The sequence below is a fragment of the Pseudomonas sp. P9_35 genome (genome assembly GCF_034008205.1).
Taxonomy (GTDB): domain Bacteria; phylum Pseudomonadota; class Gammaproteobacteria; order Pseudomonadales; family Pseudomonadaceae; genus Aquipseudomonas; species Aquipseudomonas kilonensis.
Window position 1 is genome coordinate 2,581,121 of record NZ_CP125373.1, and the last position, 16,906, is coordinate 2,598,026.

Annotated in this window: 7 protein-coding genes; 3 read left to right on the forward strand and 4 right to left on the reverse strand. The window is 59.2% G+C overall.

Annotation, left to right across the window (positions count from 1 at the left end):
• Positions 1-306 precede the first annotated feature (306 nt).
• Together QMK47_RS11525 and QMK47_RS11530 are read right to left on the reverse strand one after the other, a co-directional pair.
• Positions 307-801, reverse strand: coding sequence for a DUF934 domain-containing protein (locus QMK47_RS11525; protein ID WP_018604779.1), 495 nt, complete (start codon positions 799-801; stop codon positions 307-309).
• Positions 785-2,443 (reverse strand): nitrite/sulfite reductase, encoded by a 1,659-nt coding sequence (locus tag QMK47_RS11530; RefSeq protein ID WP_214509085.1) that lies wholly within the window; start codon positions 2,441-2,443, stop codon positions 785-787. The genes QMK47_RS11525 and QMK47_RS11530 overlap by 17 nt, the downstream gene beginning before the upstream one ends.
• Before the next feature lie 503 nt (positions 2,444-2,946).
• Here QMK47_RS11530 and QMK47_RS11535 point away from each other — a divergent pair.
• On the forward strand, positions 2,947-4,083 hold the full coding sequence (locus tag QMK47_RS11535) for an ABC transporter substrate-binding protein (protein ID WP_320390215.1): 1,137 nt from the start codon (positions 2,947-2,949) through the stop codon (positions 4,081-4,083).
• Positions 4,084-4,158: 75 nt separating this feature from the next.
• On the opposite strand, the gene QMK47_RS11540 is transcribed toward QMK47_RS11535, so the two are convergent.
• Positions 4,159-4,377 carry a DUF2970 domain-containing protein gene (locus tag QMK47_RS11540; RefSeq protein ID WP_253473397.1) on the reverse strand — a complete coding sequence of 73 codons (219 nt, stop codon included), beginning with the start codon at positions 4,375-4,377 and terminating at the stop codon, positions 4,159-4,161.
• A 155-nt stretch (positions 4,378-4,532) separates the two neighbouring features.
• Here QMK47_RS11540 and QMK47_RS11545 point away from each other — a divergent pair, with 155 nt between their 5' ends.
• Together QMK47_RS11545 and QMK47_RS11550 are read left to right on the forward strand one after the other, a co-directional pair.
• Positions 4,533-11,420, forward strand: a complete 6,888-nt coding sequence (locus QMK47_RS11545; protein WP_320390216.1) for an NEL-type E3 ubiquitin ligase domain-containing protein — start codon at positions 4,533-4,535, stop codon at positions 11,418-11,420.
• 171 nt (positions 11,421-11,591) lie between these two features.
• Positions 11,592-13,055, forward strand: a complete 1,464-nt coding sequence (locus QMK47_RS11550) for a hypothetical protein (protein ID WP_253473403.1) — start codon at positions 11,592-11,594, stop codon at positions 13,053-13,055.
• 90 nt (positions 13,056-13,145) lie between these two features.
• Here the strand turns inward: QMK47_RS11550 and metH are convergent, their stop codons facing one another.
• Complete coding sequence (gene metH, locus QMK47_RS11555) at positions 13,146-16,856, reverse strand: methionine synthase (protein WP_320390217.1); 3,711 nt, start codon at positions 16,854-16,856, stop codon at positions 13,146-13,148.
• Between the last annotated feature and the right edge of the window lie 50 nt (positions 16,857-16,906).

The following is a 16,906-nucleotide window of genomic DNA, read 5'->3' on the forward strand; positions in this document are numbered from 1 at the left end:
GCTCGCGATGACGGCGGTAGATCCGATATCGAGGCAAGCTGATCCACCGCTATCGCGAGCAAGCCCGCTCCCACAGTGGTTCGGGGGTGGGCTGGAAGTTCGGACTCACCGCCATTCCCTTGTGGGAGCGAGCTTGCTCGCGATGACGGCTGCACACCCCCATTGATGCAAGCTGTCCCTCCGCTATCGCGAGCAAGCTCGCTCCCACAGAGGTTTCGGTGGGGTTGCGAGATTTTTTGCAAATAATGCCCAATAAAAAAGCCCTGAACCGGTATCCCCGGATCAGGGCTTTTTCATGGGGCTGTCTCAGCGACGACGGAACAGCGGCAGCGGTTCGTCAGTGGCAGCCTGGTAGGTCACCGAGAAGTCCTTGAGGCTTTCGAGGGCTTCGTAGGGGTCTTTGTCGGCACGCAAGGCGAAGGCGTCGAAGCCGCAGCGGCGCATGTAGAACAGCTGGTCGCGCAGCACGTCGCCAATTGCCCGCAATTCACCCTTGAAACCATAGCGGTCACGCAGCAGGCGAGCGTTGGAGTAGCTGCGCCCGTCGGTGAAGGCCGGGAAGTTCAAGGCGATGACCTGCAACTGGTTGGCGTCCTCGCCGATTTCCTCGGCTTCCTCGTCAGCGTCCAGCCACACACCCAGGCCGCCGTCGCGGGCCTTGAGGGCGTGGGCATGATCGCGCCACAGGGCCAGAGGCACGATCAGGTCGTCACAGTTGGAGATGCCGTCGAAGGTCGCGTCCTTGGGCAGCAGGTGCCAGGTTTCGTCGATGACCTCGTTGTTCTTAATGATTCGCTGCATAGACGCGTTCCTTGAAGAGGTCGATGCCAATACGTTGGTAAGTGTCGATGAAGCGCTCGTCTTCGGTACGTTGTTCGATGTACACGTCGATCAGCTTCTCGATCACGTCAGGCATGTCGTCCTGGGCAAACGACGGGCCGAGGATCTTGCCCAGGCTGGCGTCGCGGCTACCGCTGCCGCCCAGGGAGACCTGGTAGAACTCTTCGCCTTTCTTGTCCACGCCCAGGATGCCGATGTGGCCGACGTGGTGGTGACCACAGGCGTTCATGCAGCCGGAAATGTTCAGGTCCAGCTCGCCGATGTCGAACAGGTAGTCCAGGTCGTCGAAACGACGCTGGATCGATTCGGCGATAGGGATCGACTTGGCGTTGGCCAGCGAGCAGAAATCGCCGCCCGGGCAGCAGATCATGTCGGTCAGCAGGCCGATGTTCGGGGTGGCGAAGCCTTGCTCGCGCAGCTCGCCCCACAGGGTGAACAACTGGCTCTGTTCAACGTCTGCCAGGATGATGTTCTGCTCGTGGGAGGTGCGCAGCTGGCCGAAGCTGTAGCGCTCGGCCAGGTCGGCCACGGCGTCCAGTTGCTTGTCGGTGATGTCGCCGGGCGCGACGCCGGTCGGCTTCAGGGACAGGGTCACCGCGACATAACCCGGCTTCTTGTGGGCCAGGGTATTGCGGGTGCGCCAGCGGGCGAAGCCCGGGTGTTCTTTGTCGAGGGCTGCCAGCTCGGCGTCCTGATTGCCCAGCGCCTTGTACTGCGGGTCGACAAAGTGCTTGGCGACGCGATGCACTTCGGCTTCGGTCAGGGTGGTCTGGCCGCCACGCAGGTGAGCCATCTCGGCTTCGACCTTCTCGGCGAACACTTCAGGCGTCAGGGCCTTGACCAGGATCTTGATCCGCGCCTTGTATTTGTTGTCGCGACGGCCGTAGCGGTTGTATACCCGCAGGATGGCGTCGAGGTAGCTCAGCAGGTCCTGCCACGGCAGGAACTCGTTGATGAACGCGCCGACCACCGGGGTACGCCCCAGGCCACCGCCCACCAGCACACGGAAGCCCAGCTCGCCGGCCGCGTTGTAGACCGTCTCCAGGCCGATGTCGTGGACTTCGATGGCCGCACGGTCCGAGGTCGAGCCGTTGATGGCAATCTTGAACTTGCGCGGCAGGTAGGCGAATTCCGGGTGGAAAGTCGTCCACTGGCGGACGATCTCGCACCACGGGCGCGGGTCGATCAACTCGTCGGCCGCGACACCGGCGAACTGGTCGGTGGTGACGTTGCGCAGGCAGTTGCCGCTGGTCTGGATCGCGTGCATCTGCACGGTGGCCAGTTCGGCGAGAATCTCGGGCACATCTTCCAGGGCTGGCCAGTTGTACTGGACGTTCTGCCGGGTACTGATGTGGGCGTAGCCCTTGTCGTAGTCGCGGGCAATTTTCGCCAGCTTGCGCACCTGGCGCGAGGTCAGTTGGCCATAAGGCACAGCCACGCGCAGCATCGGGGCGAAGCGCTGGACATACAAGCCATTCTGCAAGCGCAGAGGGCGGAATTCTTCTTCGCTCAGCTCGCCTGCCAGATAGCGTCGGGTCTGATCACGGAACTGCTTGACGCGGTCCTCGATGATCCGCTGATCGTACTCGTCATATACGTACATATAAGTCTCGGTCTCAGGCTTGGGCCGATCAGAAACAGCTGCATGTTGGCTCGCTGGAATCGGGTTCTGCCTCGGCAATTCTGCGCGCACGGCCGCGCACTCCTAGAGGAGCCGGTGCAAGATACCTGTTTTGAGTTATGCGCAAAAGTGATGTTTGAGTATATGTAAAGAACCAAATCGACTAATGAGATTGATTATTGCCTAACCCACATTTGTCGTGCGGGCAATCATCGTCTTAACTGTGGTCGAGTCCCTATGCAATCACCTACAAAACCGACAAGAGGCGATGCAATGAGCAATCCGACCAAAGCAAGGAAAAGCGACAGTTCTGTTGATGCCTGGGCCATTTTGTTCCTGATTATCCTGGTGGTGGGCACCGCAGTGTTCTGGGTCAGTCATCAATAGGTTCGAGCCGTTGCCGGCCACATGAAGGTCTCGCGTTCATGTGCCTGTTCGCCACCCGGGTCGTTATACTGGGTGGCGTATTACTTGGGGCGGGCGGGATGTCGAAGTTTATCTGCAGGCTAGTGGGGCTGTTATGCCTGTCATTCTGGACGCAGGCCCAAGCCGCCCAGGTGGTTTCTTCTTCCGAGGCGTTGCCTGGCAGTTCGACTGCTCCTTCGGTCGTGTTCCTGAACCCGGGCCACTCCACCGAACCCTTCTGGGTCAGCTACACCGAATTCATGCAAGCGGCGGCAAGCAAGCTGGGCCTGCGGCTGCGCGTGGAGTATGCCGGGCGCGATCCCCAACTGATGATTCGCCTGGCGCGCGAGGCCGTCACGGCGAAGGACCGTCCGGACTACCTGGTGTTGGTCAACGATCAATATGTCGCCCCGCGGATCCTGCAATTGGCGCAGGGCAGTGGGGTCAAGCTGTTCCTGGTGAACAACACGTTGACTAGCGATCAGACTCGCCTGCTGACAGAGAACGGCGCCCCACCTCCCGAGTTGCTCGGCAGCCTGGTGCCCAATGATGAGCGCAGCGGTTACCTGATGCTCAAGGAACTGTTGCGCCAATACGGACCGCTGGCACCTGGGCAGACGCTCGATCTGCTGGCTTTTTCCGGGAAGAAACTCACCCCTTCGGCGCAACTGCGCGAGAAGGGCCTGCTCCGGGCGCTGGCCGAGCACCCGCAAGTGCATCTGCGCCAGTTGGTCTATGGCGAGTGGAGTCGCGAACGGGCTCATGAGCAGGCGAGCCAGTTGGTCAAGCGCTATCCGCAGACCGCGCTGGTCTGGTCGGCCAACGATGAAATGGCCCTGGGTGCCATGCAGGCGTTCGAGGAGGCGGGTCGCCAGCCAGGCAAGGATGTGTTGTTCAGCGCCATGAACAGCTCCAGGGCGGCGCTCCAGGCCCGTATCGACGGGCGCTTGAGCGTGCTGTTCACCGGGCACTTCAGCTTGGGAGGGTGGGCCATGGTGCTGCTCCATGATCACGCCCGAGGCGTCGACCTCGCGCGTCATGGCGGTTACAACCAGCAGATCGACCTGATGCAATCGCTCGATCCGGCCCGCGCCCGCGCGTGGTTGAACATGGACCCCGCCAAGGACTATCGCCTGGACTTCAAGCGCTTCAGCCTGGTGTCTCACCCGGATGGCGAGCGCTATGCCTTTTCGCTCGATGCCCTGGGGCGGCGCTAGAGCGACTCAGATCGAGATGGGCGGTATGGCTGTTTCGTTTCGAAAGAGGCCCGGTTCCATTTTTGCAGATTCGTTCTATATGCCCGCAAAGTACAACACCAGATTGACGATCCCATACAACGTCAACCCGAAAATCACCGTAAACAGGATGCCGAGGATGATGAAGTGGCTCGGCTTGCCATGGGTGAAGTCGCGGGCGCGGTTTTTTCCGCTTTGCACGCCGAAGGCCGCCGCTCCCACGCTGTGGAGCATTTGCCAGAGGGTGGGCGCCTTATTTTCGCTTGGTTCGTCCATGATGCTCTCCATACACAAGGTCGTATGTGGAGAGCATAGTCAATCTCTGCCGGCTTAAATCCCTCATTACACAGTTTCCCATCGACCTATAACTATGTACCGCCCATGCGGTTCGCTAAACGGGCCTGCTGTCGCTTCATTCAAAGGAGCGATGTATGTCACCCAATTCCACACAGTCCCCGGAAAAAATACAGCCAGAGCCACCGGCCACGGAGAGTCTGCACGCGGACTTCCTGGAAGCCGCGATGCCGGCATGGCTCATCGAGGCTTCGACGCAACGCAGGCAGGCGATGAAGCAAGTCGGAACGCAGATGCCGGCCTGGTACGCGAACGCTTCGCCAGAGCAGCGCAAGGTCGTGGATGCCTGTTTTAAGGAAAGTCTTGCGGCACAGAATCAACTGGATAAGACCCTGTCGTCGTTCCTGGACATCGACACGTTTGCCAGGCCGCTCTTGATCCAGGCCTTGAAGGATCGGTTCCAGGTAGAGGTGGATGTCGACAAAACCTTGCTACGCCTTACACGGCCATGGGAAACAACCGTGATCAAGGTGGAAATTTCTTCGTTCGAATTGTTCAAGTTACCCTTGCTGCAGGTTGCGCTGCACAACTTCGAAAGCTGGGAGTGCGAGCACGGCGCCTACCATGAAACATCAGAATTCATGGTGGAGAAGGACGCACCCGGCACTTACGCGCCCGTGGCGTTGAATGTGTCGGTCGGTCAATTCCTCACCCTGTGCCGCACCTTGGACATCGGTGCGAAGTACCAAGCCTACCTCAAGTCATTTTTCTACCCGGCTGACGCTGCGACCGAAACGACGCTTCGCCAGCACTTCATTGCCAGCCAGAAAGCCGCGATGAGGGCCGCAGCCGAGCAGGCGCTATTGACAGGGGATATCGAACCCAGGGATCACGCGATGATTCTCTCGGTCATCAAGGGTGAAAATAACCCCTGGATGGGCGAAAAGCCGGTCTGGTTCGAAGACATGTCCCTGATGAAGCAAAGATTGGTGGGCTGTGTCGCGTTCTCGATCTGTGAGCTACATCGCTACAGCGACGAAATGATTCTTTATGTTCCCCATGATCCTGAACATCCAATGAAGCGCTACGACGGCGACCAACTGGAAACACGCTTCAGGCAATTGCTTACCACCCCCGAAACCACGCCGTTGGAATACACCGGTCCTACACCCTACCAGCGCTTTTTCAGTCAGTTCGTGCCCTACGATAAACGACCTTATTTCTTCAGCCAGTTTGTCCAGGAGGCAGCCGGCTTCCCAAGCATCCAATTGCCTGCGCCATGGTTGGGCATTTTTGAACCTTTCATGCCCTCTTCGCTGATGGTGCACCTCCCGGGAGTCCCTCCCGATCCCTTAAAGGCAAAGCGAGAACCAAATCCCTACATCGCCCCTTCGACGTTGCCGCAGAAAGGCCGATCGTTGTGGGACGATAACTTGGATCCGTGGCACTACCTCTATGAGCGACACCGTGAAAAAGTGCTGGCCGATGCGCGCAGTCATGCGGTGCCCACGAGTGACGTCGACGCCAAGGCAAGGCAGGAAAAACTGGCCAACCTGCTACAAATGGGGCTGTCTGCGGTGAACATGTTGTCGATGTTCGTTCCGGTGTTGGGCGAGGTCATGATGGTCGTCATGGCGGGACAGCTTTTATATGAAACCCTTGAAGGTGCAGTCGAGTGGGGCGAGGGCGACAAACGGGCAGCCAAGGCTCACTTGATCGACGTCGCAGAAAACCTGGCGTTGATGGGCGCGATGGCCGGTGTGGGGGCCGGGGTCAGCAAGCTGGCCGCCATCAAGCCTGAACCCGTGATCGAGTGCCTTGAGCCTGTGACGTTGCCTAATGGCGAAACACGCTTGTGGAAGCCGGAACTGAGCAGCTATGAAAGCGCTGTAACACTCACCGATACGAGCACTCCGAACGCGCTGGGGCAATACGAAGTCGATGGGAAAACCCATATTCGTCTAGGGGGAAAGGTGTATGAGCAGTTTTTCGACGCATCGATCCATAAATGGCGAATCAAGCATCCAACGGACGAGGCGGCGTATCAACCTATCCTCCTGCATAACGGCAACGGAGCCTGGCGGCATTCGCTGGAGCGCCCGATGACGTGGGATCGCCTGACGCTGCTCAGGCGCATGGGCCATGAGACCGCGGCGTTTTCGGATGAGATGCTGCTCAGGCTCGCCGATGTCAGCGGCGTCAGCGATAACGCGCTACGCAAAATGCACATGGACCGAACGATGCCCCCTCCCGAGCTGAGGGATGCGATGCGGCTGTTCAAGGCGGATGCCGAGGCCGCGCAGGTGATTGATCAGTTGCAAGCTGCAGCAAATCTGGGAGGGTTAACCCGGCAGCAAGTTTTTGAAAGGATCTACAAGGGCACGGAACCTGTGGACGGTCGTATCAGGATTTTGCAGCGTGAGTGCCCAGGCCTTAGCGAGGCTGCCGCCCAGGAGGTCATCGCCCACGGTAGCGCTGCGGATCTCACCCGTCTTGACGCAAGGCGCCGCGCGCCGTTGAGCATGCTCGAAGAGGCTCGCTGGTATGCACGACAAGGACGTCAGGTTCGGGCGTATGGGGGATTGCACAGCGACAATATCGTTTCGGCCGACAGCCGGCGCTTGGCATTGCATGCCCTGGAAAGACTGCCGGGCTGGCCCGTTACGCTGCGCCTGGAAGTGCGCGAGGGAAGCGACACGGGTGCGTTGCTCGAAAGCATCGGCGACAAGAATGCGCCTGAAAAAAAATACCTTATTAAAAACGGACCTGGCTATCAGGCCTTCAATGAGCTGGGTGACGAACCGGGTGGCATGCCCCGGCGGGGTGGCGACTTCTACCGTTCGATCCTGCATGTTCTGCCCGCTGAGGCGCGTTCCGCCCTGGGGCTGCCGGAGGGGAACGGCCCCGAGCTGCAACGCATGATCATCGATTACGCCTACCTGCATCGTGGGGACATGACCCAGCTCCTTGAAACCCCCGCCAAGCGCTTCAAACCACCGGTTCGCGTGAGCGCGACGCTCAAGGGGTATTACGCGAGCGGCCGGGGTAGGGGAATGCATCCTTCCATTGAGGCGCGGGTGGAGGCACTTTACCCCAGCGAGCCACAAGCCGAAGCGTTCATCAGGCAGCAACGGGGAAAGACAGAACGGCAGATCTATTTGGAACTGCAAACGCGCCAGCGCGAGTGGGAGTCGCTCGACGGCACGCTTGAACAATGGCTGGGCGAGACGCTCGGGAGCCCGGCCGATGCTCACAAAAATAGGTTTGCGCAGGCGCTCAGGGACGGTTGGCGCAATCGCCCGTTAGCGGAAGAATCCCCCGAAGGCGCGCGGCTGGTGCTTTCCTGTGAGGGGTCGCTGCCCCCCATAGCCACCCATTTTGCGCATGTACGGGAATTGTCGGTGATTGGCGGCGGCATGACAGACGCCAATGCGGATGCCTTCCTGGCACTTTTCCCTGGGGTCACGAAATTGGAGATTGGCCTCAGGGAATCCGGATTCCTCGATCTGTCCTTCGGGCACCCACCGTTGACCACCTTGCCGCACGCGGTGAGCCAGATGCCAGGACTCACCGACTTGCGGTTTTCCACCGCTGCTGTCTCGCTGGCCGAGAGTTTTCCACAAAGGCTCTCTTCCCTGACTTCACTGGAGGTGCTGCACATCGATTGCTCAGGTTTCGATCAGACCGCCATGCACAACCTTGACCTGACACCATTGAGCCGTTTGCGTACGTTGAAAATCGAGGCGCCTCAAGCGTTATCGCAATGGCCTGAATACGTGCAGCGTCTTCCCCGGCTCGAACGCCTGGAGCTGTCGCGCACATCGATACGTACGCTGCCGGATGCAATATTCGAAGGGCACGAAAAGTTGTGGGCCGGGCTATCGCTGAATTGGTCAGCGCTGACTCCGCAAGCGTTCGCGCGCGCCTACCGGTACGTCAGCGAATACTCGGGAGCGTTCGGCCATTTGGTGGACGTGGATCAAATGGTGGACGGCTACTGTCGCGGGCAATTGCGCTTGCTGGTCGGGGAGGCCGAGTCTGTCGGGCGCCTGCCCGTGAAATTTGACAGTGCCTCCAATACTCCTCAGGAACGATTTGCTGCGGTAGAAGCACTCAGGGCTGAACACGATGGAATCTTTGCGCAGTTTTTTTTCGAGCCGACGGGGGCGGAAGATTTGTCATATGCCTTGCTTTCGCCAGTGTGGTGGGAGGGCGGAGGTCTGTTGTTTCGAGCGTTGCGAGACAGCTGGCGCGGCGCTGTACGCCAACGCCTGGGTTTGCCGACCGCAGGGGGCTCCTTGTTTGAGCTGCCGGTTTCCGGGTCTGCTCTTCCCGGTAAGCAGTTTGCGGCGCTCCCAGCGTTGCCGCCCGCAAGCTTCTCCCACGTAGAAACGCTGCGCTTGGGATCGTTGGATGTTTCCCCCCGGCAGGCGCGCAACTTTTTCAGGGCATTCAGCGGTACGCGAACATTGGAAATAAGCGGCAACGGCTTCACCGAGCTGCCTTTCGACGCCGAAGACTTGCCGGCCCTGACGCAACTCGATATGCGCAACAACAACCTGCTCGTCACGCCCACTGTTCAGGCGCAGTTCAATGGGTTGACGATGCTTGAGCAACTGAATCTGGAAAACAACCCGCTCGAGACGCTTGATGTCAGTGCCTTGACCCGGCTCAAGGCACTGGGCCTCAAAGCCACCCAGTTGCGGGCTTGGCCAACCGGTGCCGAGAACCTGACGCAGCTTTCCTGGCTTGACTTGCGGGATAACCAACTGCAGTCGTTCCCGCCAACAGTGCTGTCCAATGATGCGCTCATACTGAAAGCCAACTTGACCGGTAACCCCTTCAGCCCTGAAGGCGAGGCAGCCTTGAGTGCGGCACATCAGCGAATCGAGGATGCAAGAGGACTCCTTCAGGGGACACTGGCTCGGCTTGCCAAAGAACCCGTACCGTCGCAGTTCCCCCCGGCAGAAACCAGCGAAACAATAGATCGACTTCTTTTACCTCTTCCTGAGGAATCGGCGGTGGCCGAGGGAAGTGCCGGGCTTGAGCTACGCCTGCAGCGGCTGGATCCGGCCCTGACTCAGGAGCAGGCGGCCCGGCAGCTCGGGCAGTGGCGTGAAAACGGGATGACCGACAAGCAAATCGACGATCAAATCAGCCAGTGGCATCAAGCGTGTGTCTCGCTGACTCGTCGGTTGAACGACTGGCTGTTTATCCGAGAACGACGTACAGCCAGAACCGTCGTGTCTGCGCAAAGCCGCGCACTTGCTGCAACGAGAATTCGCGAGGTGTGGCAAGAAGGGTTGATGCGCCATGACGGCGCAGGGCAAACACTGAGTCTGCATGGCCTGCAAGTGGGGGACTTGCCTGAGCGGGTTGCACAGTTTCCTGGCGTGACGATGCTGGAACTTTCGGGTGTCTTGTTAACTGAACAAGGGTCCAACGATTTCCTGGGGGCTTTTCCTCATTTGAACCGATTGGATTTGGCCGGCAATGATCTGGACGCCGTACCGAGCGTTGTCTTGCAAATGGCACAGTTGGAGCACTTGAACCTTAGTCACAATAACTTGCCGGCTACGGGCGTTTATCCGTTATTGATTAATGGTCGCCTGCGTTCGCTTAACCTTTCCCTTAATAGACTGGTCACGTTCGATCCTCCGGATTTTGGCCAGATCGAAGTGCTGGATCTTAGCTACAACGAGATAGAAAACTGGCCCAGCCAGCTATTGAACGCGCAAGAGCTGGGTGTGCTGAACTTGAGCGGCAACGAGTTTACTGATCTTCCGGCGGGGTTGCTGGATGGCAGCCACCAGAGGCTCGTGGGCGGAATGGATTTGAGTGATAATGAAGACCTGTCGCTCAACACATTTTATGAACTCAGGGATTACCTTGAGTCAGGCAATCGCGAAGAGGTTTCAGGATTTTCCCGAGAAGAAATTGATAGCCTGATCGCTATGTCAGAGGCGCCGCAAGGCGATATCTCGGATTTCAATGACGACTCCGATGGTGGCGCAGGCGCTAATGGCCGTCACGATCCGCATGCCTCTGTCGCTGCGGTCGAACCTCTTCTTGATCCGACGGGCGACGCATCGGCCGAGGCGCTGAGTCCATGGCTGGTGGGCTCAAACAGTGAACAAGTCACGGTCCGGAGCCGGATCTGGGCGCAGTTGGCCGAAGAAAACGATCACGAGCGGTTCTTCCAGTTGCTTGCGCTGTTGCCTGATACGTTCGATTTCAGGTTTGACCGGGCAGAACTGACGCGACGGGTATGGAATGTCATGGACGCTGCCAGCGAAAACAGCGTATTGCGTCAGTTGCTGTTTCAAAACGCCGAAACCCACGGTACTTGCATCGATGGCCGCATCTTGACCTTTAGCGAGTTGGAAGTTCGTGTGTTTGTCTTTCAGGCCTTGCGTGACATTCCGCTGGACCGTCCCCTGCTCAGGGGCCAGGCGTTGCTGCGCTTGTCGCGGCAGTTGTTCCGGCTGGAGAGGGTCGAAACGTTGGCTGAAGCGGCTGGCCAGGGCAGGGATAGGGCGGAAGTGCGCTTGCGTTATCGCATTGGCCTGACGAGCGGATGGGGCGACGGCATCGATTTGCCGGGGCAGCCTACGCACATGGCGTTCGGCGCGCCGATCACTGGAGAACTGGCGGCGCGCACCCGCACCTCGATTCTTGAGGCAGAGCGCAGCGATGCGCTATTGGTAAGCATGGCGTCGCGTGACTACTGGACGACCTACCTGCAGGAGCGGCATCCAGAACAAATGCGCAACATCGCGGATGCTGTCGCCAATAGGCGTCATGAGCTCCTGGACGCACTGGAGGATCGCCGGGCTGATGGCGGAATCGATACGCAGCAGTACAACCTGGAACTCAATGCGTTGGGCAGAACAGTCGATGCCCTGCGCACGGAGAAGCTGGTCGAGTTGACGCGAAGCGAGTTGAACGACTTGCGAAGCACCGTTGGTGAAACGGAGCAATCCGGTAACCGGTCACCCCAACCTGGACCGTCACGCCGCAACTGATCCGCAGTTGCGGAGCTGAAGGCCGATCTGTCGATACCGGTGCCGTCGATGGGTCGGTTTGCTGATGTTAATAGGCTTGTTCGCTGCTCTAGCTACTGTCATATCTGACAGTAGTCGTCCCGCTTTAATGGGATCAGTCTTATGGTTCCTGTCTTTGCTAGGAAATACGCCATGAATACTGGAAATCCATTCTCTACGGCTGGGCGCTCCCGCCTGACAGCGCTGGCGTTGGTACTTGCGCTGCCCGCACTGGTCAGCGCCGCAACCGATACCCCAGAAGATTCGCCCCACGCGACGTCTGCCAGCGTATATGCCGATGCGATCGGCAGCGCACATTTTGAGCGTTCAGCGATCAAGGTTGAGCAGGGGTACACGGTAGAAAGCGGTAATTTATATACTCGCGACGGTGATACTGGCTCATTGGTGGTGGTCAGGTCGCCTGACGGTTCCGTGACTGCAATAGTCAATTCTCCTGACAAGCGTGGTTTGTTGACGGTCAATGCCCAAGGCAAAAGCAAGTTTACTGAGGAGCCAGTTGTCGACGCCCAGGAAAATGATGTGGTTGAATCCAATGAGCCGATGGGCGTCGATTCGACCATAGCAGCGGAGCATCGGTATGTGGACGCGCTTTTCGCTTATGCAGCCTACACGCTGGGGAAACTGGAATCTGATGCGGTAGGCTATGCGCTGGCGCAAACTGAAACCGTCAATCTTAGTTTGCGCAACTCACGGATATCCGATGTGTCGTTGCGACTGGCGGCGGTTGCTGTCTTCGGCGATAGCAATAAAGTCCTCGATACGTCGAGTGAAGGACTCGACAATTGGGAAAGTCTCTTGGTTCCTTACAGATCCATGTTCAAAACTGATATCAACGCGGCCATTACCGGCGGAAATAACGCTGGCAGGGGCAATAGGCCAGGGTATACCAGCGCCAATGCCTGGTGGTCACCCACGACGTTCGCCCATGAGATGGGTCACAACGCAGGGGGCAGACATTGTTTTGATCAAGATGGAGTCAATTTTAATTTCGGTCACGACAATGGCAAGACCAAAACCAATCTGTGCTACGGAAGTCGGGCTTTTTATTATTCGACACCTGATGTTCTCGATGCTCATGGTTTGCCACTAGGCAATGCTCAAACCGCCAATATGGCTCGTGTATGGCGAGAAAATACCGCGCGATTGACGGGTTACAATCCAGAGTTGCCGGGCCTGCGCGTGCTGCTTGTCAGTCCATCTGGTGCACAATCCGAAGCATCTACCACTTTGGTTATTCCAGCTGGGGGAATTCACGTAGGTGTGGTTGCCCTGAGTCGGGATATAGGCCCTACTGAGTTGATCACCGAGTCAGCAGCGCGGGAAACAATGCTCACTGTGCCGTTATACAACGCTGCCTACAACCAAGTTCCTGTAAAGCTTCGCGCATCACGCCGAAGAGGGAACTGCACAACGGCCATGAACGTGGCGGTGTCATGTTCTCCCTACGATAAATTGGATTTTAATATAGAGTACAAAGCTAGTGATAATCCGGCTTTGCCGGTCGGATATTACAATGGGCTTCTGAAGCTTAAAGCTAAAAGCCCTGATTCAAACTGGAGTATGCCCATTAATATTGTTATTTCGGCACGAAAATGAATACGGCTTAGGGCAAGTCTGTATTCAGGGCGCTCCTGGATATGCTCTCCACCACAGATTGTATGAAGAGCACAAACAGCCGCCATTGACTTAGTTGTCATAACCCAAATTCGGCGCTAACCAACGCTCAGTCACACTCAAGTCCTGGCCCTTGCGTGCGGTGTAGCTCTGGACCTGGTCCTTGTCGATCTTGCCCACGGCGAAGTATTGCGCCTGGGGATGGGCGAAATACCAGCCGCTGACCGCTGCCGCCGGGAACATGGCGTAGTGTTCGGTGAGGAACACGCCGCTGCGTCCCGCTTTCATTTCACTGGCCTCGGGATCGAGCAGGCGGAACAGGGTGGCTTTCTCGGTGTGATCCGGGCAGGCCGGGTAGCCGGGGGCAGGGCGGATGCCGGTGTACTGCTCCTTGATCAGCGCCTCGTTGTCCAGGCTCTCGTCCTTGGCGTAACCCCAATGTTCCTTGCGCACCTGCTGGTGCAGCCATTCGGCGCAGGCTTCGGCCAAGCGGTCGGCCAGGGCCTTGACCATGATCGAGTTGTAGTCGTCGCCGGCCTCCTGGTAGGCCTTGGCGACTTCTTCGGCGCCGATGCCGGCGGTAGTAATGAAGCCGCCGACGTAGTCGGTGACGCCGCTGTCCTTCGGCGCGACGAAGTCGGCCAGGGAGAAGTTCGGCTTGCCGTCGGTCTTGATGATCTGCTGGCGCAGGTGATGCAGGCGGGCCAGGGGCTTGCCATCGTCGCCATAGACTTCCAAGTCGTCGTCATGCACTTGGTTGGCCGGCCAGAAGCCGAACACGGCGCGGGCGCTGATGAGTTTCTCGTCGATCAGCTTGCGCAGCATCGCCCGGGCATCGGCATACAGTGCGGTGGCCGCTTCGCCAACCACTTCGTCGGTGAGAATGCGCGGGTATTTGCCGGCCAGGTCCCAGGAGATGAAGAACGGTGTCCAGTCGATGTACTCGGCCAGCACGTTCAAGTCGATGTCGTCCAGCACCCGTGCGCCGGTGAAAGTCGGTTTGACCGGCTGGTAGCTGCTCCAGTCGAACTGCGGCTTCTTGGCCACGGCGGCGGGGTAGCTCAGGCGTTCGGTGCGGGCGCTGCGGTTGGAAGTACGCTCGCGCACTTCGATGTAGTCCAAGCGGGTTTTCTCGACGAACGCCGGCTTGAGTTCCTTGGACAGCAACTGGGTCGCCACGCCCACGGCACGGGAGGCATCGGTGACGTAGATCACCGCGTCGTTGCTGTACTTGGGCTCGATTTTTACCGCCGTGTGGGCCTTGGAGGTGGTGGCCCCGCCAATCATCAGCGGCAGGTGGAAGTCCTGGCGCTGCATCTCCCGCGCCACATGCACCATCTCATCCAGGGACGGGGTGATCAGGCCGGACAGGCCGATGATGTCGCACTTCTGCTCCTTGGCCACCTGCAGGATCTTCTCCGCCGGCACCATCACGCCCAGGTCGACGATGTCATAGCCGTTGCAACCGAGCACCACGCCGACGATGTTCTTGCCGATGTCATGCACGTCGCCCTTGACCGTCGCCATCAGGATCTTGCCCTTGGCCTCCGGCTTGTCGCCTTTTTCCGCCTCGATGAACGGGATCAGGTGGGCCACGGCCTGCTTCATCACGCGGGCGGACTTGACCACCTGGGGCAGGAACATTTTGCCGGCGCCAAACAGGTCGCCGACGATGTTCATGCCGGCCATCAGCGGGCCTTCGATGACCTCGATCGGCCGGGCGAACGACAGTCGCGACTCCTCGGTGTCTTCAACGATGTGGGTGGTGATGCCCTTGACCAGCGCATGCTCCAGGCGCTTGTTCACTTCCCAGCCGCGCCACTCCTCGGTTTCCGCTTCCTTGACACTGCCGTCGCCCTTGTACTTGTCGGCGATGGCGAGCAGGGCGTCGGTGCCTTCGGGGGTGCGGTTGAGGATCACGTCTTCCACGGCGTCGCGCAGTTCCACCGGGATCTGGTCGTAGATCTCCAGTTGGCCGGCGTTGACGATGCCCATGGTCAGGCCCGCGCGGATCGCATAGAGCAGGAACACCGAGTGGATCGCCTCGCGCACCGGGTTGTTGCCGCGGAACGAGAAGGACACGTTGGAGACCCCGCCCGAGGTCAGCGCGTAGGGCAGTTCGTCGCGGATGTAGGCGCAAGCGTTGATGAAATCCACGGCATAGTTGTTGTGCTCTTCGATACCGGTGGCGACGGCGAAGATGTTCGGGTCGAAGATGATGTCTTCCGGCGGGAAGCCGACTTCATTGACCAGGATGTCATAGGAGCGTTTGCAGATTTCCTTCTTGCGCGCCTCGGTGTCGGCCTGGCCGGCTTCGTCGAAGGCCATCACCACCACAGCGGCGCCGTAGCGCTTGCACAGCTTGGCGTGATGGATGAACTGCTCGACTCCTTCCTTCATGCTGATGGAGTTGACGATGCCCTTGCCCTGGATGCACTTGAGGCCGGCTTCGATCACTTCCCACTTGGAGGAGTCGATCATGATCGGCACGCGGGAGATGTCCGGTTCGCCGGCAATCAGGTTGAGAAAGGTCACCATGGCCTTCTTCGAATCGAGCATGCCCTCGTCCATGTTGATGTCGATTACCTGGGCGCCGGCCTCGACCTGTTGCAGGGCCACTTCCAGGGCTTCGGTGTAGTTGTCTTCGCGGATTAGCCGGGCGAACTTGGCGGAACCGGTGATGTTGGTCCGCTCGCCGACGTTGACGAACAGCGAACTGCGATCGATGGTGAACGGTTCCAGGCCCGACAGGCGGCAGGCCCGTGGGATCTCCGGGATTGGCCGCGGCGCGTAGCCAGCCACGGCCTTGGCGATGGCTTCGATGTGCGCCGGGGTGGTGCCGCAGCAGCCGCCGACAATGTTCAGGAAACCGCTCTGGGCGAACTCTTCGATGACCCTGGCCGTATCGACCGGCAGTTCGTCGTATTCGCCGAATTCGTTGGGCAGGCCGGCGTTGGGGTGGGCCGATACGTGGGTGCTGGCCTTGTTCGACAGCTCTTCCAGGTACGGGCGCAATTCGCTGGCGCCGAGGGCGCAGTTCAGGCCCACGGAGATCGGCTTGGCGTGGGCCACCGAGTTCCAGAAGGCTTCGGTGGTCTGGCCCGAGAGGGTGCGGCCGGAGGCGTCGGTGATGGTGCCGGAAATCATGATCGGCAGTTCGACGCCCAGTTCTTCGTAAACGCCTTGCACGGCAAAGATCGCCGCCTTGGCGTTCAGCGTGTCGAAAATGGTTTCGATCAGGATCAGGTCGGCGCCGCCTTCGATCAGGCCCTTGGTGGCCTCGGTGTAGTTTTCCACCAGTTCGTCGAAGGTCACGTTGCGGTAGCCGGGGTTGTTCACATCCGGCGACAGCGAGCAGGTGCGGCTGGTCGGGCCGAGCACGCCGGCGACGAAGCGCGGCTTGTCCGGGGTTTCCAGGGTCTTGGCGTCGGCCACTTTACGGGCCAGGCGCGCGCCTTCCAGGTTCAGCTCGTAGGCCAGGCTCTGCATGCCATAGTCGGCCTGGGACACCTGGGTGGCGTTGAAGGTGTTGGTCTCCAGGATGTCGGCGCCGGCATCCAGGTAGGCTTTTTCAATGGCACCGATCACGTCGGGGCGGCTGAGCACCAGCAAATCGTTGTTGCCCTTGACGTCGCTCGGCCAGTCGGCGAAGCGCTTGCCGCGGTAGTCCTGTTCTTCCAGCTTGTAGCTCTGGATCATCGTGCCCATGCCGCCGTCGAGGATCAGGATGCGTTCCTTGAGGGCTTGCTGGAGAAGATAAAGGCGAGCGCTGCGATCAGACATAGGACTACCTGGAAAAAAAGACCATTACGAAGGCCGGGATGATAGCAAAC

What these genes read in the sequence shown, in the direction of transcription:
- QMK47_RS11525 (WP_018604779.1), bottom strand. Translation starts at nt 801, where the DNA reads ATGCAGCGAATCATTAAGAACAACGAGGTCATCGACGAAACCTGGCAC.
- QMK47_RS11530 (WP_214509085.1), bottom strand. Translation starts at nt 2,443, where the DNA reads ATGTACGTATATGACGAGTACGATCAGCGGATCATCGAGGACCGCGTC.
- QMK47_RS11535 (WP_320390215.1), top strand. Translation starts at nt 2,947, where the DNA reads ATGTCGAAGTTTATCTGCAGGCTAGTGGGGCTGTTATGCCTGTCATTC.
- QMK47_RS11550 (WP_253473403.1), top strand. Translation starts at nt 11,592, where the DNA reads ATGAATACTGGAAATCCATTCTCTACGGCTGGGCGCTCCCGCCTGACA.
- metH (WP_320390217.1), bottom strand. Translation starts at nt 16,856, where the DNA reads ATGTCTGATCGCAGCGCTCGCCTTTATCTTCTCCAGCAAGCCCTCAAG.
- QMK47_RS11545 (WP_320390216.1), top strand. Translation starts at nt 4,533, where the DNA reads ATGTCACCCAATTCCACACAGTCCCCGGAAAAAATACAGCCAGAGCCA.
- QMK47_RS11540 (WP_253473397.1), bottom strand. Translation starts at nt 4,377, where the DNA reads ATGGACGAACCAAGCGAAAATAAGGCGCCCACCCTCTGGCAAATGCTC.